The 23187-nt window shown below is 70.5% G+C and carries 23 protein-coding genes; 10 read left to right on the forward strand and 13 right to left on the reverse strand.

The window, feature by feature from the left end; translation table 11 throughout:
• The first annotated feature begins 6 nt into the window (after positions 1-6).
• Positions 7-1002, forward strand: a complete 996-nt coding sequence (locus ACYVJ3_RS00150) for an aldo/keto reductase (RefSeq protein WP_460850444.1) — start codon at positions 7-9, stop codon at positions 1000-1002.
• Positions 1003-1011: 9 nt separating this feature from the next.
• Positions 1012-2679, forward strand: coding sequence for a phospho-sugar mutase (locus tag ACYVJ3_RS00155; RefSeq protein ID WP_460850445.1), 1668 nt, complete (start codon positions 1012-1014; stop codon positions 2677-2679).
• Positions 2680-2796: 117 nt separating this feature from the next.
• On the opposite strand, the gene chrA is transcribed toward ACYVJ3_RS00155, so the two are convergent.
• On the reverse strand, positions 2797-4149 hold the full coding sequence (chrA, locus tag ACYVJ3_RS00160; RefSeq protein WP_460850446.1) for a chromate efflux transporter: 1353 nt from the start codon (positions 4147-4149) through the stop codon (positions 2797-2799).
• A gap of 68 nt (positions 4150-4217) precedes the next feature.
• Here chrA and deoC point away from each other — a divergent pair, with 68 nt between their 5' ends.
• Positions 4218-4856, forward strand: coding sequence for a deoxyribose-phosphate aldolase (gene deoC, locus ACYVJ3_RS00165; protein ID WP_460851087.1), 639 nt, complete (start codon positions 4218-4220; stop codon positions 4854-4856).
• Between the two features lie 4 nt (positions 4857-4860).
• Here the strand turns inward: deoC and ACYVJ3_RS00170 are convergent, their stop codons facing one another.
• Positions 4861-5949, reverse strand: coding sequence for an adenosine deaminase (locus tag ACYVJ3_RS00170; RefSeq protein ID WP_460850447.1), 1089 nt, complete (start codon positions 5947-5949; stop codon positions 4861-4863).
• A 36-nt stretch (positions 5950-5985) separates the two neighbouring features.
• On the opposite strand from ACYVJ3_RS00170, the gene ACYVJ3_RS00175 reads away from it, so the two are divergent.
• The gene (locus ACYVJ3_RS00175) at positions 5986-6438 is read left to right on the forward strand and encodes a MaoC family dehydratase (RefSeq protein WP_460850448.1); all 453 of its coding nucleotides are present in this window, start codon (positions 5986-5988) and stop codon (positions 6436-6438) included.
• Complete coding sequence (locus ACYVJ3_RS00180; RefSeq protein ID WP_460850449.1) at positions 6435-6806, forward strand: hotdog fold thioesterase; 372 nt, start codon at positions 6435-6437, stop codon at positions 6804-6806. The genes ACYVJ3_RS00175 and ACYVJ3_RS00180 overlap by 4 nt, the downstream gene beginning before the upstream one ends.
• A 126-nt stretch (positions 6807-6932) precedes the next feature.
• On the opposite strand, the gene ACYVJ3_RS00185 is transcribed toward ACYVJ3_RS00180, so the two are convergent.
• The 7 genes from ACYVJ3_RS00185 to meaB form a co-directional block, all read right to left on the reverse strand.
• Positions 6933-8219, reverse strand: coding sequence for a thymidine phosphorylase (locus tag ACYVJ3_RS00185; protein ID WP_460850450.1), 1287 nt, complete (start codon positions 8217-8219; stop codon positions 6933-6935).
• Positions 8216-8611: a cytidine deaminase gene (locus ACYVJ3_RS00190; protein WP_460850451.1), complete on the reverse strand. Its 396-nt coding sequence runs from the start codon at positions 8609-8611 to the stop codon at positions 8216-8218. Before ACYVJ3_RS00190 ends, ACYVJ3_RS00185 begins: the two co-directional genes overlap by 4 nt.
• Entirely contained in the window at positions 8611-9957 is a 1347-nt protein-coding gene (locus ACYVJ3_RS00195) for an ABC transporter permease (RefSeq protein WP_460850452.1), read from the reverse strand. The genes ACYVJ3_RS00190 and ACYVJ3_RS00195 overlap by 1 nt, the downstream gene beginning before the upstream one ends.
• The gene (locus ACYVJ3_RS00200; RefSeq protein ID WP_460850453.1) at positions 9954-11114 is read right to left on the reverse strand and encodes an ABC transporter permease; all 1161 of its coding nucleotides are present in this window, start codon (positions 11112-11114) and stop codon (positions 9954-9956) included. Before ACYVJ3_RS00200 ends, ACYVJ3_RS00195 begins: the two co-directional genes overlap by 4 nt.
• Positions 11111-12625 (reverse strand): ABC transporter ATP-binding protein, encoded by a 1515-nt coding sequence (locus tag ACYVJ3_RS00205; RefSeq protein WP_460850454.1) that lies wholly within the window; start codon positions 12623-12625, stop codon positions 11111-11113. Before ACYVJ3_RS00205 ends, ACYVJ3_RS00200 begins: the two co-directional genes overlap by 4 nt.
• Before the next feature lie 113 nt (positions 12626-12738).
• The gene (locus tag ACYVJ3_RS00210; RefSeq protein ID WP_460850455.1) at positions 12739-13818 is read right to left on the reverse strand and encodes a BMP family lipoprotein; all 1080 of its coding nucleotides are present in this window, start codon (positions 13816-13818) and stop codon (positions 12739-12741) included.
• 131 nt (positions 13819-13949) lie between these two features.
• Positions 13950-14936: a methylmalonyl Co-A mutase-associated GTPase MeaB gene (gene meaB, locus ACYVJ3_RS00215; RefSeq protein WP_460850456.1), complete on the reverse strand. Its 987-nt coding sequence runs from the start codon at positions 14934-14936 to the stop codon at positions 13950-13952.
• Positions 14937-14979: 43 nt separating this feature from the next.
• On the opposite strand from meaB, the gene ACYVJ3_RS00220 reads away from it, so the two are divergent.
• On the forward strand, positions 14980-15843 hold the full coding sequence (locus tag ACYVJ3_RS00220; protein WP_460850457.1) for an SseB family protein: 864 nt from the start codon (positions 14980-14982) through the stop codon (positions 15841-15843).
• A gap of 137 nt (positions 15844-15980) precedes the next feature.
• On the opposite strand, the gene ACYVJ3_RS00225 is transcribed toward ACYVJ3_RS00220, so the two are convergent.
• Positions 15981-16388, reverse strand: coding sequence for a pyridoxamine 5'-phosphate oxidase family protein (locus ACYVJ3_RS00225; protein WP_460850458.1), 408 nt, complete (start codon positions 16386-16388; stop codon positions 15981-15983).
• A gap of 109 nt (positions 16389-16497) precedes the next feature.
• Between ACYVJ3_RS00225 and ACYVJ3_RS00230 the strand changes: the two genes are divergently transcribed.
• From ACYVJ3_RS00230 to ACYVJ3_RS00245, 4 genes are all read left to right on the forward strand, one after another.
• Complete coding sequence (locus tag ACYVJ3_RS00230; RefSeq protein WP_460850459.1) at positions 16498-16743, forward strand: hypothetical protein; 246 nt, start codon at positions 16498-16500, stop codon at positions 16741-16743.
• A 189-nt stretch (positions 16744-16932) separates the two neighbouring features.
• Positions 16933-17136, forward strand: coding sequence for a cold-shock protein (locus ACYVJ3_RS00235; protein WP_460850460.1), 204 nt, complete (start codon positions 16933-16935; stop codon positions 17134-17136).
• A 110-nt stretch (positions 17137-17246) separates the two neighbouring features.
• The gene (locus ACYVJ3_RS00240; protein WP_460850461.1) at positions 17247-17849 is read left to right on the forward strand and encodes an RNA polymerase sigma factor; all 603 of its coding nucleotides are present in this window, start codon (positions 17247-17249) and stop codon (positions 17847-17849) included.
• Positions 17846-18784, forward strand: a complete 939-nt coding sequence (locus ACYVJ3_RS00245) for a hypothetical protein (protein WP_460850462.1) — start codon at positions 17846-17848, stop codon at positions 18782-18784. The genes ACYVJ3_RS00240 and ACYVJ3_RS00245 overlap by 4 nt, the downstream gene beginning before the upstream one ends.
• Positions 18785-18843: 59 nt before the next feature.
• On the opposite strand, the gene ACYVJ3_RS00250 is transcribed toward ACYVJ3_RS00245, so the two are convergent.
• From ACYVJ3_RS00250 to ACYVJ3_RS00260, 3 genes are all read right to left on the reverse strand, one after another.
• Positions 18844-19239, reverse strand: coding sequence for a limonene-1,2-epoxide hydrolase family protein (locus tag ACYVJ3_RS00250; protein ID WP_460850463.1), 396 nt, complete (start codon positions 19237-19239; stop codon positions 18844-18846).
• A 74-nt stretch (positions 19240-19313) separates the two neighbouring features.
• Positions 19314-21482 (reverse strand): methylmalonyl-CoA mutase, encoded by a 2169-nt coding sequence (gene scpA / locus ACYVJ3_RS00255; RefSeq protein ID WP_460850464.1) that lies wholly within the window; start codon positions 21480-21482, stop codon positions 19314-19316.
• Entirely contained in the window at positions 21479-23176 is a 1698-nt protein-coding gene (locus ACYVJ3_RS00260; protein WP_460850465.1) for a methylmalonyl-CoA mutase family protein, read from the reverse strand. The genes scpA and ACYVJ3_RS00260 overlap by 4 nt, the downstream gene beginning before the upstream one ends.
• Positions 23177-23187: the final 11 nt, after the last annotated feature.

Genomic DNA, 23187 nt, shown 5'->3' on the forward strand with positions numbered 1-23187 from the left:
GGAGGCATGACCGCACGCCGCACTCTCGGAACCACCTCCTCGCTCGACGTCTCCGCCCTCGGCCTCGGCTGCATGGGCATGTCGGAGTTCTACGGAACGCCCGACGAGGAGGGTGGGATCGCGACCATCCACCGCGCCCTCGACCTCGGCGTCACCTTCCTCGACACCGCCGACATGTACGGCCCGTTCACCAACGAGCTGCTCGTCGGCCGGGCCATCGCGGGACGCCGCGACGAGGTCCAGCTGGCGACCAAGTTCGGCAACGAGCGGCGGCCCGACGGGACCCGGGTCGGCGTGAACGGCTCACCCTCCTACGTGCGGGCGGCGTGCGACGCCTCGCTCGAGCGACTCGGCGTCGACCACATCGACCTCTACTACCAGCACCGGGTCGACAAGACGGTCCCGATCGAGGAGACCGTCGGTGCCATGGCCGAGCTGGTGGCCGCCGGCAAGGTGCGCCACCTCGGCCTCTCCGAGGCCTCGGCCGAGACCATCCGGCGCGCGCATGCCGTGCACCCGATCACCGCGCTGCAGACCGAGTACTCCCTCTTCACCCGCGACCTCGAGGACGAGATCCTGCCGACCCTCGAGGAGCTCGGCATCGGACTGGTCCCCTACTCCCCGCTCGGCCGGGGGATCCTCACCGGGGCGATCCGCGAGACTCCCGCCGAGGGTGACAGCCGCGCGACGGCGTACTTCCCGCGCTTCTCGGGCGAGAACCTCGCCACCAACCTCTCGCTGGTCGACCGCGTCCGCGCCGTGGCCGCGACCAAGGGATGTACGCCGGGCCAGCTCGCGCTCGCCTGGGTGCTCGCCCAGGGTGCGGACGGGCTCGGCGTCGCGCCGATCCCGGGCACCCGGCGGATCCCCTACCTCGGGGAGAACGTCGGCGCCCTCGAGGTGTCGCTCAGTGCCGAGGACCTCGCCGCGCTCGAGGAGGCGGTGCCGCGCGACGCGGTCGCTGGCGACCGCTACGGCGACATGAGCACGATCGACGCCTAACCTGCGGACATGGACGACCTGATCGCCGACGCCCACGCCTGGATCGCCGACGACCCCGATCCCGCCACACGGGCCGAGCTGTCGGCCGTCCTCGAGAGCGGGGACCTGGCGGACCTGGCCGACCGCTTCCGCGGGCCGCTGGAGTTCGGCACGGCCGGCCTGCGCGGGCGGCTCGGCGCCGGGCCCCACCGGATGAACCGGGTCGTCGTGATCCGTGCGGCGGCCGGGCTGGCGGCGTACCTCCTCGCCTCCGGTGGCGAGCGCGGGTCGAGCGTGGTCATCGGGTACGACGCCCGCCACAACTCCGAGGTCTTCGCGCGGGACACGGCCGAGGTGATGGCCGGCGCCGGGCTGCGGCCGCTGCTGCTGCCGCGGGCGCTGCCGACGCCCGTTCTCGCCTTCGCGATCCGCTCCCTCGGGTGCGTCGCCGGGGTGATGGTCACCGCCAGCCACAACCCGCCGCAGGACAACGGCTACAAGGTCTACCTCGGCGACGGCACCCAGATCGTCCCGCCCGCCGACTCGGACATCGCCGCATGCATCGCCGCGGTCGGGCCGGTGTCGTCGGTCGCCCGGGTCGTCGTCGGGCCGGAGGCGGTGGTCGGCGAGGAGGTCGTCGACCGCTACCTCGACGCCGTCGTGTCCGTCGCGTCCGGAGGTACGCCGGGCCTCGCGATCGTCTACACGCCGATGCACGGGGTCGGCGGCGGCCTGATGGGCGAGGCGTTCGAGCGGGCCGGCTTCACCACGGTCGCGGTCGTTCCCGCCCAGGCGGACCCCGACCCCGACTTCCCGACCGTCGCGTTCCCCAATCCCGAGGAGCCGGGCGCGATGGACCTCGCCCTGGCCCTCGCGGCCGAGCGCCGCGCCGATCTGGTCATCGCCAACGACCCGGACGCCGACCGGTGCGCGGTCGCGGTGCCGGTTTCGACAGGCCCGACAGGCTCGAACGACGAGGCTTCGAACTGGCGGATGCTGCGCGGTGACGAGGTGGGCGCACTGCTGGCGTGGCACCTGCTGCGGCAGGGTCGCCACGGCGTCTACGCCACCTCGATCGTGTCGTCCTCGCTGCTCCTCGCGATGGCGGCCCGTCACGGCCGGCAGGCGCAGGAGACGCTGACCGGCTTCAAGTGGATCGGGCGCATCCCTGATCTGGCGTTCGGCTACGAGGAGGCGCTGGGCTACTGCGTCGACCCGCGGAACGTGGCCGACAAGGACGGCGTCTCGGCGGCGCTGATGGTGTGCTCCATCGCCGCCGACGCGAAGGCACACGGCCGCACGCTGCTCGACGTCCTCGACGAGATCGCCCGGTCCTACGGCCTGTTCGCGACCGACCAGCTGTCGGTCCGGGTCGAGGACCTCTCCGAGATCGCCGACGCGATGGCCCGGCTCCGCGCTGCTCCCCCCACCACGTTGGGCGGCCGCAAGGTCGAGGTGGTCGACGACCTGACGCTGGGCGCCGGCGGGCTGCCGCCGACCGACGGGCTTCGCTACCGGCTCGACGGCGGGGGCCGGGTCGTCGTACGTCCGAGCGGGACCGAGCCCAAGGTCAAGTGCTACCTCGAGGTCGTCGTGCCGGTGCACGGCGACGACGTCGCCGCAGCGCGCGCGACCGCCGCCGAGCAGCTGGCGGCGCTCAGGGCCGACGTCGCGTCGGCTGCCGGCATCGCGCTGTAACACGTCGTCCGCTGTAACACGTCGACCGGCGGTCTACCGCCCCGTTCTCCGCACTTCGACGTCGTCACGACAGCGTGGAAGTGCCTCCGAAGACGTGAAGGACCGCCGGACAACGTGTTACAGCAGCCCGACCAGCCACCAGCCCACCCCGAACCCGGCGCCGACGCCCAGGACCCGCAGCGGCCCCCACCTGAGGCCGAAGATCGCGACCAGGCAGGCGGCGGTGATGAGGAACGCCTCGAGGCTCGCCGAGCCGAGGATCGGGACGTCCATGTCGATCGGCCCCCCGGTGAGCGGCCGAGTGCGCGTGAACAGCGTGTGCAGCGCGAAGAAGACCGCGAGGTTCGCGATCACGCCGACCACCGACGCGGTGATGGCCGTGAGCGCGGCCGTCAGGTGGCGGTTGGAGCGCAGGCGCTCGACGTACGGCGCCCCCGCGAGGACCAGCACGAAGCACGGCACGAACGTCGCCCAGGTGACGACGAACGACCCCAGCACCGCGGCCACCCAGGGGTCCAGCGCGCCGGGCGAGCGGTAGGCACCGAGGAACGCGACGAACTGCACCACCATGATCAAGGGCCCCGGCGTCGACTCGGCCAGGCCGAGCCCTCGCACCATCTCGTTCGGGGCGAGCCAGCCGTAGACGTGGACGGCCTGCTGGGCGACGTACGACAGGACCGCGTAGGCACCGCCGAAGGTGATCAGCGCGGTGCCGGAGAAGAACACGCCCTCGTGGACGATCGTGGAGGACCGGCCCAGGGCGAGCGCGATCAGGCCGACCGGCAGCAGCCAGACGACAGCGCCACCCACCACCAGCACGAGCGTGCGTCGCGTCGACGGCGGCGCGTGGTGCAGCAGCTCGTCGCTGACCAGCGGCGCCGGGCCGCCGGAAGAGCCGTGCGGCTTGGGCTCCCCGAGCGCCCTGATCCGCAGACCCGCGAGCCCGCCGATCACGCCCGCACCGAGCACCACGATCGGGAACGGCACCCGGAGCACCGCGAGGGCCACGAACGCCAGCACCGCGAGCACCACCAGGAGCGAGTGCCGCAGGGCACGCGACCCGACGCGTACGACGGCCTGCAGCACGATCGCGATGACGGCCGGCCCGATGCCGGCGAAGACCGCGGTGATCACGCCGACGTCGCCGAACCCGACGTACACCGCCGACAGCGCGAGCAGCGCGACGACGCCGGGGAGCACGAACAGGGTGCCGGCGATCAGGCCGCCGAGCGATCCGTTGAGCAGCCAGCCCGTGTAGATGGCCAGCTGCTGGGCCTCGGGGCCGGGCAGGAGCATGCAGTAGTTGAGGGCATGGAGGAACCGCTGCTGACCGATCCAGCGCTTCTCGTCGACCAGCTTGTGCTGCATGACCGCGATCTGGCCCGCGGGGCCGCCGAAGGTCTGGGCGGCGATCGACGCCCACGCGCGCGTTGCCTCGCGCAGCGGGATGACATCGCCCTCTCGCGTCACGAGCGTGAGCCTAGTGGTGCCACTACGCTGGCCGCGTGACTGATCCCACCGCTGCCGAGATCGCCCGGATGATCGACCACACGCTGCTCAAGCCCGAGGCCACCCACGCCGACGTCGCGGCCGCCATCGTCGAGGCGGCCGCGCTCGGGACCTACGCGGTCTGCCTGTCGCCGAGCGTGCTCCCCGTCGAGCTGCCCGAAGGGCTCAAGCTGGCCGTCGTCTGCGGCTTCCCCAGCGGCAAGCACACCTCGACGGTGAAGGCGGCCGAGGCCGCGCAGTCCGTCGCGCTCGGCGCCGACGAGATCGACATGGTGATCGACATCGGCGCCGCGGTCGAGGGACGGTACGCCGACGTGCAGTCCGACATCGCCGCCGTACGTGCTGCGGCGCCGGCTCCCGTCGTGCTCAAGGTGATCATCGAGTCGGCCGCGCTGACCGACGAGCAGATCGTCGCGGTCTGCACGGCCGCCGAGGCGGCCGGCGCCGACTTCGTGAAGACGTCCACCGGGTTCCACCCCGCCGGCGGTGCCACGGTCGCTGCGGTCGCGCTGATGAAGGCGACCGTGCCGAACCTGGAGGTCAAGGCCTCCGGCGGCGTCCGCACCATCGACCAGGCCCGCGCGATGATCGCCGCCGGCGCCACCCGGCTCGGGCTCTCCGGCTCGCAGGCGCTGCTCGCCGGCGACGAGGCGAGCAGCGGCTACTGAGCGATCAGGCGTGGTCGGCGTACCACGGCTTGATGACCTCGTTGATGATCCGCAGCCGCTGGTCGAACGGCAGGAACGCCGACTTCATCGCGTTGAGGGTGAACCACTCGACGTCGCGCAGGCCGTAGCCGAACGCGTCACGCAGCAGCGCGAACTCGCGACTCATCGAGGTGCCGCTCATCAGCCGGTTGTCGGTGTTGACGGTGACGCGGAAGCGGAGGTCCGAGAGCAGCTTGATCGGGTGCTCGGCGATCGAGGGTGCAGCACCGGTCTGCACGTTGGAGGACGGGCACATCTCCAGCGGGATCCGGCGATCACGGACGTACGCCGCCAGCCGGCCGAGCTGGGCGCCGTCGGCGCTGCCGTCGGGGCCGACGGTGATGTCGTCGACGATGCGTACGCCGTGCCCGAGCCGGTCGGCGCCGCACAGCTGGAGCGCCTCCCAGATCGAGGGCAGCCCGAAGGCCTCACCGGCGTGGATCGTGAAGTGGCCGTTGGCCCGGCGTACGTGCTCGAAGGCGTCGAGGAACCGCGACGGCGGGAAGCCGTCCTCGGGACCGGCGATGTCGAAGCCGGCGACGCCGCGATCGCGCCACGCGATCGCCAGGTCGGCCGTCTCGGTGGCGGGCGCGGCCTGGCGCATGGCGGTCAGCAGCTGGCGGCAGACGATGACGTCGCCCGCGGCCTCCATGCCTTCGCGCAGACCGAGCTCGACCGCGGCGACCACCTGCTCCAGGGTCAGCCCTCCCTGCACGTTGAGCTCGGGGGCGTAGCGGACCTCGGCGTACACGACGCCGTCGGCGGCGAGGTCCTCGACGGTCTCGCGCGCCACCCGGGTCAGCGCGGCCTCGGTCTGCAGCACCGCGACGGTGTGCGCGAAGGTGTCGAGGTAGCGCACCAGCGAGCCGCTGTCCGCCGACGCCCGGAACCACTCGGCGAGTCCGTCGACGGTGTCCGCGGGCAGCTCGTGGCCGATCTCCTGCGCGAGCTCGAGCACCGTCGCGGGCCGCAGCCCGCCGTCCAGGTGGTCGTGCAGCAGGACCTTCGGCGCGGACACGAGCAGCTGATCGGTCGCTGAGCGGGTAGGTTCCATGACGGCATTGTTCCACTGGGAAGAAGGACTGATTCCATGCGCGTTTTCACCACTTTCGAAGAGCTCGAGGCGGCGGCCGGGGAGGACCTCGGCAGCAGCGAGTGGGTCACCATCGACCAGCGTCGCGTCAACCAGTTCGCCGATGCGACCGGCGACCACCAGTGGATCCACGTCGACATGGAGCGCGCCAAGGATGGCCCGTTCGGCGGCACCATCGCCCACGGCTACCTCACCCTCGCGCTCGTCCCGTGGCTCGGCAGCCAGATCTTCAGCCTGCAGACGCCCGGCGCCAAGCTCAACTACGGCGTGAACAAGGTCCGGTTCACCAACCCGGTCAAGGTCGGCTCGCGCATCCGCCTGCACGTCAAGGTCGCCGCGGTCATCGACATCCCCACCGGCAAGCAGCTCACCGTGCAGCACACGATCGAGATCGAGGGCGAGGAGAAGCCCGCCATGATCGCCGAGACCGTCGTCCTGCTGCTCCCGTGAGTGCGCCCAAGGACGCCTTCGCCGAGTACCTCGGCGCCGAGATCACCCAGCTGGGTGGCGGCAACGCCACCGCCCAGCTGACCTTCGGTCCCCAGCACCTCAACCCGCACGGCACCGGCCACGGCTCCTGCATCTACGCCCTGGCCGGCCTCGCCCTCGCGGCGGCCGCCAACAACGAGACCCACTCCGGTGTGGTCAGCGCCGTGCAGATCGACTACCTCTCCCCCGTCCGCGAGGGCGACACCCTCATCGCCCGCGCCGCCGTGCAGGAGCGCCTGGCCCGCGAGGACATCTTCGTCATCCGGGTCCTCCGGGGTGAGGACATCGTCGCCCGTGCTACCGGGCGGGCCAACCGTCGCGAGCGCTGAGCTGGGTGTTGGGATCACCGGTTCACCGGTGATTCCTGAACTTCCACCCCATTGCAACGGGGTGGAAGTTCAGGTTGTGGTGTCACCCGGTGACTGGTGAGACGGGAGTGACGGCCAGGACCGGCCTCACTCGACCTTGTCGAGGATCAACGGCACCGGCTCGTACGCCGACCCGTCGACCGAGACCTCGTAGGCACCCTCGAGCGCCTCGAGGGCGCGCGAGAAGCGGTCGGGGGTGTCGGTGTGCAGCGTGAAGAGCGGCTCCCCGGCGACGACGGAGTCCCCCGGGCGGGCGTGCCAGACGACGCCGGCGCCGGCCTGGACGATGTCCTCCTTGCGCTCACGCCCCGCGCCCAGGCGCCAGGCCGCGACGCCGACGCACAGCGCGTCGAGCCGGGTCAGCACACCTGAGGACGGCGCGGCGACGACGTGGGTCTCGCGTGCGACAGGAAGCGCGGCCGAGGGGTCGCCGCCCTGCGCGGAGATCATCGACCGCCACACGTCCATCGCGCGCCCCGAGGCCAGCACCTCGGACGGGTCGACGTCCGAGACCCCGGCGCACGACAGCATCTCCCGCGCCAGCTCGACGGTGAGCTCGACGACGTCGGGCGGACCGCCTCCTGCCAGCACCTCGACCGACTCGGTGACCTCCAAGGCGTTGCCCGCGCAGAGACCGAGCGGCGTCGACATGTCGGTCAGCAGGGCGACGGTCCGCACCCCTGCATCGGACCCCAGCGCCACCATCACCTCGGCCAGCTCGCGCGCGGACTCGGTCGTCTTCATGAACGCGCCCGAGCCGACCTTGACGTCCAGCACCAGCGCGCCGGTGCCCTCGGCGATCTTCTTGCTCATGATCGACGAGGCGATCAGCGGGATCGCCTCGACGGTGCCGGTCACGTCACGCAACGCGTAGAGCTTGCGGTCGGCAGGCGCCAGACCGTCACCCGCCGCGCAGATCACGGCTCCCACCGACTCCAGCTGCGCCAGCATCTCCGCGTTCGACAGGGACGCGCGCCAGCCCGGGATCGACTCCAGCTTGTCGAGCGTCCCGCCCGTGTGGCCCAGGCCGCGCCCGGACAGCTGGGGCACGGCCACGCCACACGCCGCGACGAGAGGAGCCAGCGGCAGGGTGATCTTGTCGCCGACCCCGCCGGTCGAGTGCTTGTCGGCGGTCGGTCGCGACAGCGAGGCGAACGACATCCGCTCCCCCGAGGCGATCATCGCGGCGGTCCAGTCGGCGATCTCGCGCCGGTCCATCCCGCGCAGCAGGACGGCCATCGCCAGGGCCGACATCTGCTCGTCGGCGACGGCACCGCGCGTGTAGGCGTCGATCACCCAGTCGATCGCGCCGGTCGACAGCACACCGCCGTCCCGCTTCGTGGTGATGATCGAGACGGCGTCGTACCCATTCACTCAGCGACCTCCAGGTCGTCAGCGCCGAACGCGTCCGGCAGCACCTCGTCCATCCGTTTCACGCCGCGCGCCGTCATGACGAGCAGCGAGGGCCCGCCGTTCTCCCACAGGAGCTGGCGACAGCGCCCGCACGGCATCAGCGGCTCACCCGAGCCGTTGACGCAGACGAAGTGCGTGAGCCGCCCGCCGCCCGAGCGGTGCAGGGCCGACACCAGCCCGCACTCCGCACACAGCGTCAGGCCGTACGACGCGTTCTCCACGTTGCAGCCCGACACGACCCGGCCGTCGTCGACGAGCGCCGCGGCGCCCACGGCGAAGTTGGAGTACGGCGCGTAAGCGTTCTCGGCTGCGGCGACGGCCTCGTCGCGCAGGGCGACCCAGTCGACGCTCATCACTGCTTCTCGTAGGGTTCGCCGTCGGCCGCCGGCGGGCGGACACGACCGATGAATCCGGCGACGGCGACGATCACGGCGACGTACGGCAGCGCTCCGAAGAGCTTGGCGTGGTCGGGATCGACGATCGTGAACTGGTTCTGCAGCGACACCATCATCCCGAAGAAGAGGGCCGCGAGGGTCGCGCCGATCGGGTTCCAGCGACCCATGATCACTGCGGCGAGCGCGATGAATCCCTTGCCGCCGGCCATGTTCTCCTGGAAGGCGCCGGTGTTGCCGACGGTGAAGTAGGCACCGCCCAAGCCGGCGAAGAGACCGCCGAGGAGCACCGCCTGCCACCGCATCCGCAGCACCTTGATGCCCACGGTGTCAGCGGCCTTCGGGTGCTCGCCGACGGCACGCACCCGCAGCCCCCACCGGGTCTGGAAGAGCAGGAACCAGACCAGCGCGATCGACAGGTACATCAGGTAGACGAGCAGCGACTGGTCGAACAGGATCTTGCCGACGAAGGGGATGCTGCTGAGTCCCGGGACCGCCCACGTGTTGAGGATCGGGGGCGAGTTCAGCCAGCCCTCCCAGCCGTGGTTGAGCCGGATCTGGCCGAAGAAGAAGCCGGTCAGACCGGTCGCGAACGCGGTCAGGACGACCCCGAGGACGACCTGGTTCACGTGGTACGTGGTGGCGAACAGCGCCAGCAGCGCTGCGATGAGTACGCCGCCCCCGATGCCACCGAGCAGACCGACGGCCGCCGAGACCTGCTCGGACATGCCGTGGACGTGGGTCATCAGGGTCGCCGACACCGCCGACAGGAACGCCCCGAGCAGGAACTGCCCCTCGATGGCGATGTTGATGACGCCGGCGCGCTCGCACAGGCAGCCCGCCAGGGCGCCGAGGATGAGCGGGGTCGCCTGGTCGATGCCGACGCCGAACGGCTCCACGACGGTCACGGCGTTGGCGAGGGGAAGCGACTGGTCGACGAAGTTCCAGAGGTAGAAGCCCGTGAAGAAGGCCGCGCCCGCGAGGGTGCAGATCAGTGCACCGACCCAGCTGCGCGGCACCTTGTTCAGCACCGCGAGCACGAGGGCCGCCACCGCGACCACCACGCACAGGACCTGGATCCAGGTGATGTCGATGTTCGTCGGCGCCTTCGCCGGCCCGCCGTTGCCGAACCAGCCTCCCTGGTTCCCGCGCTCACCGAACAGCACGTGCGGGTTCGACGTCGACAGCCAGCAGTAGACGAGCAGGGCCGCCGAGAGCCCGAACGCGACGACGAGCTTGATCTGCCGGTGGACGTCCGCACGCTCCCGCACGGGCATCACCACGGGGGCGTCTGCCACGGCCGTCATCCGCCCCACCCCTTCGCCGCGAGCGTCTGCTCCCGGTTGATGATCTTGATTCGTACGACGGACCGGACCAGCGCGGGCGCCGCGACGAACATGACGATCAGCGCCTGCAGGACGGCCGCCAGCTCGACCGGCGTACCGGCCTGTGCCTGCATCTCCACGCCGCCGACGTTCAGCGCACCGAAGAGCAGACCGGCGAAGACCGTTCCGATCGGGGTCGCGCGACCGAGCAGCGCGACCGTGATCGCGTCGAACCCGATGGTCCCGCCGGTGCCGGTGCTCAGGTTGTCGTTGTGCCCCTGGACCTGCATGACCGCCGCGAGCCCGGCGAGGACGCCGGCGAGGACCATCACGATCGTGGTCACCTTGGCGATGCTCATGCCGGCGGTACGGGACGCGTTCGGGTTGGCGCCCACCGCACGCATCTCGAAGCCCCAGGTGCTGCGCTCGAGCAGCCACCACACGGCCACCGCGGCGAGGAACGCCAGGACCACCGAGGTGTTGACACCGAGGACGGTCGGGAAGAGCGCGTTGGCGGCGACCTTGGGCGAGACGGGCTGGTCGTTGCCCGGCCGCTGGAAGGCGTTGTGCAGCAGGGCGAAGTCGAGGATCCGCGCCGCGACGTAGTTGAGCATCATCGTGGTGATGACCTCGTGGGCGCCGGTCGACGCCTTGAGGGCGCCGGGGATGAGGCCCCACAGGCCGCCGGCCACCAGGGCCGCGACCAGCGCGGCGACGAGGTGCACGCCGACGGGCAGGTCCCAGCTGAAGCCGACGTACGCGCAGGCGATCGAGGCGACGATGAGCTGTCCCTGGGCACCGATGTTGAACAGCCCGGCACGGAACGCGATGGTGACCCCGAGGCCGGCGCAGATCAGCGGCGCCGACCGGACCAGCGTCGTCGCGATGTTGTCACCGCCACCGAACGCACCGGAGATCAGCGCCCAGTAGGACTCCCCCAGCCGGCTCAGGCAGTGTCCGACGTCGCCGCGTCCGAGCGCGTCGAGGGAGCTCTTGTCGGTGAAGATGATGAGGACCGCACCCACCGCGAGGGCGAGCAGGACCGCGGCGGCCGTGGCCACCACCGACGGCATGGCCGTCTCGAGCCAGGTCTCCGCCCGGTTCTCCTGCTGGGCCGACGGCTCGGCGGGCGCGCTCATGCGACCGGCTCCTCGTCGTACGCGCCGGCCATCATCAGGCCGATCTCCTCTCGGCTGATGTCAGGCGTGACGACGCCGACGATGCGGCCGTCGTACATGACGGCGATCCGGTCGGACAGCGCGAAGATCTCGTCCAGCTCGGTGGACACCAGGATCACGGCGGTGCCGTGGTCGCGCTCCTCCACGATCCGCCGGTGGATGAACTCGATGGAGCCCACGTCGACGCCCCGCGTGGGTTGCGACGCGATGAGCACCTTGAGGGGACGGGAGAACTCCCGGGCGACGACCACCTTCTGCTGGTTGCCCCCGGAGAGCGAGCCGACCGTCGAGCCGGTGCTCTGGGTACGGATGTCGAACTGCTCGATCCGCTGCCGGGCGTTGGCCTCGATCGCCGCCGTCCGCAGCGCGGGACCCCGGGAGAACTCGTCGTTGCGGTAGAGGTCGAGGATCAGGTTCTCCCGCACCGAGAAGGCGCCCACGAAACCGTCATGGCCGCGGTCCTCGGGGATGAAGCCGATGCCGTCGTCGAGGCTCTTGCGGGGGTTGTGCCGGGTGATGTCGCGTCCCTCGAGCAGGATCGTGCCGGCGTCCGGGCGGATCAGCCCGAGCAGCGACTTGATGACCTCGGTCTGGCCGTTGCCCTGCACCCCGGCGATCCCGAGGATCTCGCCCGCGCGGGCCTGGAAGGACACGCCCTTGACCACCTGGAACCCGCGGTGGTCGACGACCGCGAGGTCGCGGGCCTCGAGCACGGTGGCACCGACGTCGGCCGGTGGCTTGTCGACGACGAGCTGTACGGCGCGACCGACCATCATCGCGGCCAGGTCGGCCTCGGACGTGGTCGGTTCGGCCGTACCGACGACCTTGCCGCGACGGATGACGGTGATCTTGTCGCCGACCGCCTTGACCTCGCGGAGCTTGTGGGTGATGAAGATGACCGACGTGCCCTGCTTCTTGAGCTCACGCATGATGCCCATCAGCTCGTCGATCTCCTGCGGGGTGAGCACCGCGGTGGGCTCGTCGAGGATCAGCACGCGGGCGTCGTTCGCCAGCGCCTTGATGATCTCCACGCGCTGCTGGACGCCGACCGGAAGGTCCTCGACCTTGGCCTCGGGATCGACCGCCAACCCGTAGCGCGCACTCAGGTCGCGGACCTTGGCAACCGCCGCTGCCCGGTCGAGCACACCGCCCATCCAGGTCTCCTCACGCCCCAGCATGACGTTCTCGGCGACGGTGAAGACCGGCACCAGCATGAAGTGCTGGTGGACCATCCCGATGCCCGCCTCGATGGCGTCGGAAGGGCCGGCGAGCTCGAGCGGCCGGCCGTCGGCGAGGATCTCGCCCTCGGTCGGGGTCAGCAGGCCGTAGAGCATGTTCATCAGCGTCGACTTGCCCGCCCCGTTCTCACCGAGGAGGCAGTGGATCTCGCCCGGCTCGACGGTCAGGTCGATGTGGTCGTTGGCGGTGAAGTCACCGAACCGCTTGGTCAGCCCCCGGAGCTCCAGGTGCATGGAAGCCACTCCTTCCGCCGTGAGACAGGACAGACCCTAACGCCGCTGGGACGCCGGGCCCAGAGCCGTGACGGCCGGGACGGTGACCCGTCCCGGCCGTCGACAGCGTGGGATCACTTGACGGTGTAGGACCCGTCGATGATCTTCGACTTGTACTCGTCGAGCTTGTCCTTCAACGCCTGCGGGATGACCGAGTCGAAGTCGTGGAAGGGCGCCAGGCCGACACCGCTGTTCTGCAGCGTTCCGACGTACGGCGTGTTGTTGAACTTGCCGTCCACCGCGTCACCGATGGCCGCGGTCGTGGCGTTGTCGACACGCTTCACGACCGAGGTGAGCAGCATGCTCTTGTAGTCGGCCAGGGACGGCTGGTCGTAGCCGTCGCTGTCGACCCAGATGCCGAGGTCGCCGGCGGACTTGGCCGCCTCGAGCGCACCGGCGCCACAGCCACCGGCAACCGGGAAGACGATGTCCGCCCCCTGCTGGATCTGGCCCTGGGCGATGGCCTTGCACTTGGAGGTGTCACCGAAGTCGCCGGAGAAGGCGCCGTTCGAACCGTCCCAGCCGAGGACCTTGACGTTCTTGCCGTTGTCCTTGTTGTACTGGTTCACGCCGGCGTAGAAGCCGTCCATGAAGATCGTGACGGTCGGGATCTGGAGACCGCCGAGCGTCGCGACCGTGCCCGACTTGCTCATTCCCGCGGCCAGGTAGCCCGCCAGGAACGACGGCTGGTCGGTGGAGAAGGTGAGCTCCTTGAGGTTCGACGGGAGCTTGATCGGCTTGCCCTTGCCGTCGACGTAGGTGTTGTCGATGATCGCGAACTTGGTGTTCGGGGTGGCCTTGGCCGCGTTCAGGGTGTCGGTGGCGAGCAGGAAGCCGACGGACGTGATCTCGTCGCACTTCTGGTTGATCAGGGTCTTGAGGTTGTCGGCGTACTGGTTGTCGGCCTGCGACTGGACCTTCGAGGTCGTGATGCCGTACTTGTCGCCCGCGGCGGTGAGGCCCGACAGGGCGGTCTCGTTGAACGAGTGGTCGTTGAAGCCGCCCGTGTCGGACACGATGCAGGCCTTGAAGTCAGGGTGGGAGGCGGACGGGCTGTTGCCGCCCTTGGCGCCCCCGTCGTTGTTGCTGCCACACGCGGTCAGCGCGATGGAGGCGACGAGGCCCACCGCAGCGATCTTGCCGATGCGTCGCAAGACTGCTCCTCTTCGTTCGCGCGCCGCGAGTCGGCGCGATGCCTCGCACACTAGGTCCGCGAACGGGCCCTACGGAGGGCCTAGCGACAAGTTGTTACCAAGTCGAGAGCGGAGCGCGGCGAGCGCGTGCGTCAGCGCGTTCCGTCGTACGCCGCCAGCAGGCGGTCGGCCGCCAGCGGAGCCGTCAGCTCGCCGGCCAGGACGGCGGCGCTGAGCTCGTCGCGGATCGCCTTCACGCCCTCGGAGTGCCGCAGCCGCTGGTCGAGCTCGTCGCGGACGAGCGCCCAGGTGAAGTCGAGCTGCTGGCGGGCGCGCTTGTCGGCCAGCCCCTCCTCGCCGAGGGCCTCGCGGTGCTTGACGACCTCGCCCCAGACCACGTCGAGGTCCTTGTTGTGCAGGCCGGAGTAGGTGATGACCGGCGGGGCGGCCTTGCTGCCGCGGACCAGCTTGAGGGCGCCGAACAGCTCGCGGGCGGCGACCTTGGCCGCGACCTCCTGCTCGCCGTCATCGGCCTTGTTCACGCCGATCACGTCGGCGATCTCCAGGATGCCCTTCTTGATGCCTTGGAGCTGGTCGCCCGTGCGCGCGATGGTCAGGAAGAGGAACGTGTCGACCATGCCGGCCACGGTCACCTCGGACTGGCCGACGCCGACGGTCTCGACCAGGACGACGTCGTACCCGGCGGCCTCGACGATGGTCATCGCCTGCGCGGTCGCCCGCGCGACGCCGCCGAGCGTGCCCTCGGACGGGCTCGGCCGGATGTAGGCGTTCGGGTCGACGGACAGCTGTGCCATCCGGGTCTTGTCACCGAGGACGCTGCCGCCGGTGCGGACCGAGCTCGGGTCGACGGCGAGCACCGCGACCCGGTGACCTTCCTTGGTCAGGTTGGTGCCCAGCGCCTCGATGGTCGTGCTCTTCCCCACCCCCGGGACGCCAGAGATGCCGACGCGGATCGCCTTGCCGGCGTACGGCGTCAGCTGCGCGAGCAGCTCACGCGCGAGCTCGCGGTGCGCCAGCTTGCGCGACTCGACGAGCGTGATGGCGCGGGAGACCTGCGCGCGACGTCCCGCGAGGACGCCCTCGACCAGCTGGTCCACCTGCTCCGCGCTCTTCACCACGCAGGAAAGGTTACTGAGGCGGCCGGGCGGGTAGGTCGGCGCCGTGATCGAGAACGCACCCGTCCTTGTCCAGAAGCTCGACGCGCTGAGCGCAGCGATGGCGCCCGGCGACACCGCCGCCGAGATGGCGTTCTGGGAGCAGGCCTGCCAGCTCGGCATCTGGTACGTCGTCAACCGGGGCACCGAGGAGGCGCCTCAGCCCAGCGGATTCGAGATCCCCGGCGTAGGAAACGTGCTCGGCGTCTACAGCACCCGCGAGCGCGCAGGCGCGGTCGCGGGTGAAGGCGGCGCGTTCGTCGGTGTGCCGATGCCGCAGGTGCTGGACTGGCTGGCGTCGTTCGGCGAGCACGGCGTGCGCGGGATCGTGATGGACCATCCCGGGCCCTGGATCCCCCTGCCCAACCTGTCCTACCTCAAGCGCTGGGTACCCGCCGAGGGGTTCGCCTCGATCGGCGACCCTCGGGTCGTGGCCGCACCCCGGACGCAGGCCGCGATGGAGGCGTACCTCGTCGCGCAGTCGGATGCGGCGTACGAGGAGGTCATCCGCGCACTCGCGTCGGAGAACGTGCTGGTGGTCCTCGACCCGCAGGGCGACGGCACGGCGTTGAGCCACGTCGTCAACCACCGGGGCGAGAAGGTGCTGCTCGGCTTCACCGACTCGACGCGCGCCCTCGGGATGCTGGAGGGAAAGGCTGCCGACATCCAGGAGCGGCCGGCCGCTGAGGTTCTGACGATGGTCGGTCCGGAGTTCGACGTGCTGATCCTCGACCCGCAGCACCCGGCCTCGTTCGCCGCGACACCCGAGTGGATCCGGGTCACGCTCGGCGGTGCCGAGGCCGCGCTCGCCGGTTCTCCGGCTCCTGCCGAGGAGCCGAGGAAGCGGTCACGGTTCGGCTTCCGCCGCTGACGGAGTAACACGTGGTTCGCACGTCTGCTGCCCCGCTTTCTGTGCTTCCACCTCGTCGCGGCAGCGTGGAAGCACAGAAAACGGGGCCGTAGTCCGACGGACGACGTGTTACTTGTTGGGTACGCCGCCCCGCCGACTCACCCGTTCGCGATGACCTTCCGCGGCTGGACGACCAAGGTGTAGCGGGTGTCGCCGGGCTGGTCGAAGTTGGAGACGTCGGCGTTGTACTTCACGCCGACCTTGCCGGCGGTCACGTTGCCCTCGTCGAGGGTGAGCTCACCGGTGCCGCGGACCTCGATCGTGCGGAACTGGTTCGCCGGGTCGACGATCAGCAGGCCGAGGTCGGGGTTGGCGAGGAGGTGCTTGTACTTCACCCGCGCGTCCGAGAGGGAGATCTTGAGCTGCCCGTCCTCGGGGTCGGCGAGGTACCAGACCGCGGTCGTGTGCGGGCGGCCCTGCGCGTCGAGGGTGACCAGGGCGGTCGCCCAGGTCGCGTCGAGGAGGTCGTGGTGCGAGGCGGGGACGAGCTCACGGATGTCCGGCATGGTCTCTCCTGGAGGTCTGGTCGGTGACGAGGTCTGGGGCTGTGATCACAGCCTCCTGCACAACCCGCCCGGCCCGCTAGGGCTTCCCCCGCCGGGCACAATCTCCGATGTGGTGAGCCTGCTGATGTCCGTGACGTTCGCCTGTGGCGTCGTCATCGCCCTCGCCCACGTGGTGAACCGGCGCTTCGTCGCGCCGACGTACGACGTCGTCCTCAACCTGCTGGCCTTCGGAGCGGGCGTGGGCTCCTCGCTGCTGCTCGACCACTGGCTCCCGGCCGCCTTCTCGGCGGTCGCGATTGGGTGCTGGCTGCTGCTCGCCCGCCGCACGATCCACACTCATCGCATGTCGGGATAGCGCGATCTGGGTCCGACGGGCTACGGTTGTCGTGTTGAAGGGGTGACCTGGTCACCCTGGCCGCTCACGATGTGCGGCTTGTATCTCGTAGTTCCTGGTCTTCGGTTCGCTGGACATCAGCACGCAATAGATGTCTTCAGCAGTACCTCGGGGCACGTCGCCCCGGGCACGAAACCAAAGGAAATCATCATGGCTCAGGGCACCGTCAAGTGGTTCAACGCTGACAAGGGCTTCGGCTTCATCGCGCAGGACGGCGGCGGCGAGGACGTGTTCGTGCACTTCTCCGCTATCCAGACCAACGGCTTCAAGTCCCTCGACGAGAACCAGAAGGTCGAGTTCGACCTCGCCCAGGGCCCCAAGGGTCCCCAGGCTGAGAACGTCCGCGCGATCTGATCGCGTAGGAAGGCCCCGACCGCACTGCGGTCGGGGCCTTTCGCCCTTTTTGGCCGTACGCCGTTCCGGCGATCGTGAACGCGAAGCGGCCCGAGTGCGATGAACTGGGTGTGACCGCACTCCACGCACTGAGTCCCCCGCCGGAGCCCGACCTGACCACCGATCCCGACGACCACGCGATCATCGCGCGCTCGCTGCACGAGCCCGACGCGTTCGGCGTCCTCTTCGACCGCCACGCCCGCGAGCTGCACCGCTTCGTCAGCCGCCGGGTCGGCGAGCTGGCCGACGACCTGCTCGGTGAGCTGTTCGTGATCGCCTTCGAGCGACGCGCCCGCTACCGCCCCCAGCATGCCGATGCGCGGCCGTGGCTCTACGGCATCGCCGCCAACGTCGTACGTCGCCACCACCGGGCCGAGGCCACCCGCTACCGCGCCCTCGCCAAGATCCCGGTGGTCGCCGCCGTCCCCGACGACTCGCACCGCGTCGTGCTCGACGCCGACGCGACCGCCCTCCGACCGCGCCTCGCCGCAGCCCTTGCCGAGCTGTCGGCGCAGGACCGCGACGTCCTGCTGATGCTGGCCTGGGCTCAGCTCGACCAGGCCGAGGTGGCCACCGCCCTCGGCATCCCGGCGGGCACCGTGCGCTCCCGCCTCCACCGGGCCCGCCGCCAGCTGCAGCCCGTCCTGAGCGACCTCGGAGGAGACCTCCGATGAACGACCTCGACCTGATCGACCGGTTCGGCCCCGAGCCGACCGTCACGACCGACGCCGCCCTCACGCGTGCGCGCGCCCAGCTGGAGCGGACGATGGCCTCCACGCCTGCCCGGCGCATGCCCCGCCGGCTCCCCCTCCTCGCCGCGGCCGGCGTCGCCGCGGCTGCGGCGGTCGGGTTCGCCGTCGTACCGGGCCTGTCCGGCTCGGACCGCGCGATCGCCCTCGCGCCCACCGCTCCCCTGTCGTTCCCCGTCACCGCGACGTGGCTGCCACCGTCGGTGAGCCCCACCCGCTTCTTCTCCTACGGCGACCTCGGTCTGCAGATCGAGTCGTTCCGTGCCGGCGAGGACGGCATCGCGATCGGCGTCGGCACGAGCTACGACACGGTGCCGCCGCTCGACCACTCCGTCCCCGTCGACATCAACGGGATCGAGGGCCGTGCCTTCGACGCCACCGGCGACGACAGGTCCCGACCCGAGTACGGCATCGCCTGGCAGCTCCCCGACGGACGGATCGTCCAGGTCAGCGGCGGTGGCCGGTTCGACGACCCGGCGCTGCTCGAGCGAGTCGCCGACTCGGTCGTCGAGCGGGCGCAGCCCGTCGACCTGACCCTCTCGTTGGCACCGAGCGGTTGGCGGGTCACCGACTACCAGTCCGACGACCACGTGACGTACGCCGACCCGGCCGATGACCACGACCAGGACCTCAGCGTCTCGATCAGGAGCAGCGTCGGCGCGGACCTCGACGACTACTACCGGCTCGAGGATCTCCACGACATCACCGTCGACGGCCGGCACGGCGTGATGGCGAGGCTGTCGGACGGCTGGCTGATCGAGACGTCGGCGGCGGACGGGCAGGCCTTCGCGCTCATGGCGCCCACGAGCCTCACCGAGGACCAGGCGATCCAGGTGGCGGCCGGCGTACGGCACCGCTGAAGGACACAACGGGTGGGCTGGGTGTCACCTGGTGACACCCAGCCCACCCGTTGTTCGCCTCAGCCCCGTCGCACGAAGCCGCCGAGGAACTCCCCCATCGAGTACGCGTCGTCCCAGCGGCTGATCTTGCCGTCGCGCACGGTGAACGTGCCGGAGACGGCGAAGGTCGAGCTGAGCGGTCCCCAGCCGAGCGTGTCGCGACGGTCGAAGCGGACCAGGCCGTCCCCGAGATCGGCGAGCTCGTAGTCCTCCGCGGAGAAGCGGATCCCCAGCTTCGGCATCGAGGCCAAGGCGTGCCGGACGCGGCGCCCCCGCAGGGTCGGGAGCTTGGTGTTCAACCACGCGATGTCGTCGGTGAGCAGCTCGTTCGCGCTCACCACGTCGTTGTCGACCAGCGCTGCGAAGAGCGCCTCGACGACCAGGGTGTTCGGGGTGGTGTTGGTGGTGGGGGCCATGCCCCCAACGTACGACGGGCGGCCACCCGCGAGGATGGCCGCCCGTTGTGCTCACTCACCAGTGAGTGAGGCGGTCAGTGCCCGAGCTGCTCCGAGAGCTGGCCGAGCAGGTCGAGCGCCGACTCGGCGATGACGGTGCCGGGGAGGAACACCGCGGCGGCGCCCATCTCCTTCAGGGTGGGGACGTCGTCGGGCGGGATCACGCCGCCGATGACGATCATGATGTCGCCGCGGCCCTGCTCCTCGAGCGCCTTCTTCAGCGCGGGCAGGAGGGTCAGGTGGCCGGCGGCCAGCGAGGAGACACCGACGATGTGGACGTCGGCGTCGACGGCCTGCTGGGCGACCTCCTCCGGCGTCGAGAAGAGCGGACCGACGTCGACGTTGAAGCCGAGGTCGGCGAAGGCCGAGACGACGACCTTCTGGCCGCGGTCATGGCCGTCCTGGCCCATCTTGGCGACGAGGATGCGCGGGCGACGGCCCTCGTCCTCCTCGAACTTCGCCGTGGCCTCGAGGACCTTGGCGGCTGCGTCGTCGTTGCCGACCTCGGACTTGTACACGCCGGAGATCGTACGGATCACGGCCTGGTGGCGGCCGTAGACCTTCTCCAGGGCGTCCGAGATCTCACCGACGGTCGCCTTGGCCCGAGCGGCGTCGACCGCCAGCGCGAGCAGGTTGCCGTCGAGCGAGCCGCCACCGACCGAGCCGCGCTCAGCGGACGCGGTGAGCGCGTCGAGTGCACGGGCCACGTCCTCGGAGGAACGCTCGGCGCGCAGGCGCTCGAGCTTGGCGATCTGCTGGCGGTAGACGGAGTCGTTGTCGACCTTGAGGACGTCGAGCTTGTCCTCCTGCGGCAGCCGGTAGGTGTTGACGCCGATCACGCTCTGCTGGCCGGAGTCGATGCGCGCCTGGGTGCGGGCGGCCGCCTCCTCGATGCGCATCTTCGGGATGCCCTGCTCGATCGCCTTCGCCATGCCGCCGGCGGCCTCGGCCTCCTGGATGTGCGCCCACGCGCGCTCGGCGAGGTCGTGGGTCAGCTTCTCGACGTAGTAGCTGCCGGCCCAGGGGTCGATCGAGTACGTCGTGCCCGACTCCTGCTGCAGCAGGAGCTGGGTGTTGCGGGCGATGCGCGCCGAGAAGTCGGTCGGCAGCGCGATGGCCTCGTCGAGCGCGTTGGTGTGCAGCGACTGGGTGTGGCCCTGGGTCGCGGCCATCGCCTCGATCGCCGTACGGCCCACGTTGTTGAAGACGTCCTGGGCGGTGAGGCTCCAGCCGGAGGTCTGCGAGTGGGTACGCAGCGACAGCGACTTGGGGTTCTGGGGGTCGAACTGGCGGACCAGGCGCGACCAGAGCGCACGGGCCGCGCGCATCTTGGCGACCTCCATGTAGAAGTTCATGCCGATCGCCCAGAAGAAGGACAGCCGCGGCGCGAACTGGTCGATGGTCAGGCCGCTCGCGAGGCCGGCCCGGATGTACTCCACGCCGTCGGCGAGCGTGTAGGCGAGCTCGAGGTCGGCGGTCGCCCCGGCCTCCTGCATGTGGTAGCCGGAGATCGAGATCGAGTTGAACCGCGGCATCTTCTGCGAGGTGTAGGCGAAGATGTCGGAGATGATCCGCATCGACTGCACCGGCGGGTAGATGTAGGTGTTGCGGACCATGAACTCCTTGAGGATGTCGTTCTGGATCGTCCCCGAGAGCTGCTCCGGCTTCACCCCCTGCTCCTCGGCAGCGGCGATGTAGAGCGCGAGGACCGGCAGCACCGCGCCGTTCATCGTCATCGAGACCGACATCTGGTCCAGCGGGATGCCGTCGAAGAGGGTGCGGGTGTCGTAGATCGAGTCGATCGCGACACCGGCCATGCCGACGTCGCCGCGCACGCGCGGGTGGTCGGAGTCGTAGCCGCGGTGGGTCGCGAGGTCGAAGGCGACCGAGAGGCCCTTCTGACCAGCCGCGAGGTTGCGGCGGTAGAACGCGTTGGACTCCTCGGCGGTGGAGAAGCCGGCGTACTGCCGGATCGTCCACGGCTGCGAGGTGTACATCGTCGGGTACGGGCCACGCAGGAACGGGCTCAGGCCGGGCCAGGTGTCGAGCGCGTCGACGCCCTTGAGGTCCTCGGGACCGTACGCCGGCTTGATCTCGATGCCCTCCGGCGACTGCCACGATTCGTTGGTTGAGTAGCCCGAGCCGCTAGGCGAGGGCGTATCGAAACCAAGGCCGAGGCCCTTGAAGCTCTTCGGAATGCTCATGCGAGCGCCTCCCGCGTGGTGGTGAGGAACGCGAGGGCGTCGACGCCCATCGCGCAGGAGTCGTCGGCGTACTCGACCGGCTTGCCCGCGATGATCACGCGCTGGGCGCCGGCCTCGCGCAGCGCGGCGGCAGCGTCCGCGCCCCACTCGTCGTACGCCGTGTCAGCACCCGCGAGGCAGACGACGGCCTGGCCGGCGTACGCCGCGACGAGCTCCTCCACGCCGGCCGTCGGGCCGGCGACGTCGACGGCGATGCCGCCGGCGGCGAACAGGTTCGAGGCGAACGTCGCCCGCGCGGTGTGCTGGGCCACCGTGCCGAGCGTGGCCAGGAAGACGTGCGCGGAGGCCGGCTCGTCGCGCAGGGCCTCGAACGAGGCGCCGTAGCGGCGTACGTCGGCACCGTCGGTGCTCGGCTCACGCGCCGGCAGCTCCTCGGCGAGGTTCGGGAACTCCGAGACGCCGGTGATCGGCAGCTTCCGCTTGGCGATCGCGGCCTCACGGGCCGCGACGGTGGCCTCGATCAGCGGCGTGATGTCCTCGCCCTCGTCGAGTCGACCGAACAGCTCCCACGCGGCGACCGCGAGGTCGTCGGTGAGCTTCTCGACGGCGTACGAGCCGCCGGCGGGGTCGGCGACCTTGGCGACGTGCGACTCCTCGATGAGGAGGTGCGAGACGTTGCGAGCGATCCGGCGGCCGAACGTCTCGGGCTGACCGAGCGGCTCGTCGAACGGCAGGACCGTGACCGAGTCGGCGCCACCGACGCCGGCCGCGAAGGCGGCGACGGTCGCGCGGAGCATGTTCACGTACGGGTCGTACTTGGTGTACATCGGCCGCGAGGTCACGACGTGCTGGCGCATGCCCGTTCCGGTGGTTGAGCCTGCCGAAACCCCTGAGAGCTCGAGCACCCGCGCCCACAGCCGGCGCGCGGCGCGCAGCTTGGCGATCGTCGGGAACTGCTCGTCGGTGGCGGCGTAGCGGAACTCGATCAGGCCGGCGGCGTCCTCGACGGCGAGCCCGGCCTCGACCAGGCGGCGCAGCGCGGTGACGCCGAGGAGCAGCGCGGCCGCGAGCTCCTGCACGTCGGACGCACCCTGCTCGTGGACGATCGTGCCGTCGGCGACCACGGCCAGCACACCGGCCTTGCGGGCCAGCTCGGCGACCTCGACCAGCTGGTCGCTGTCGGCGGCGGCACCGAGGTTGGTGGCCGGGTGGAGCTCGGCGTACCCAACCGACGCAGCGTGGTCGACGAAAGCTCCCGCCACGGCGACCGCGTCGCCCTGCGGGTCGAGGACGACCGGCGCGAGGTCGAGCAGCACCTTGTCGAGCAGCACCTTGAAGTCGGTGTCGGCAGCCGCGGCGACCCACAGCGAGGTGGTGCCGCCGTCGAGGTCGGTGAGCGCGTGGCCGTTGAGGAGCTTCTCCGCCGCTCCGGCGTAGCGCGCCCGGATGTCCCACGCGCCCGCGCGCGTGGGCCGACCGGAGGTCTGCAGACCCTCGAGGTCGGCGGGTACGCCGAGCGGGGTGATCGCGATGCCGTCGAGCGTCGTGCGGGTCAGCTTGTCCCACACCAGGCCGTCGGCGTCGTCGTCGGACAGGCGGCGAGCCTTGCGAAGGACGGCCGCCGTCGCGGCCTCCCACTCCTCACGGGAGTGGCTGTCCTCGGGCTGCGCGAGCGTCAGCGGCGATTCAGTCACAAACGACGACT

The sequence above is a fragment of the Nocardioides montaniterrae genome, from assembly GCF_054782655.1.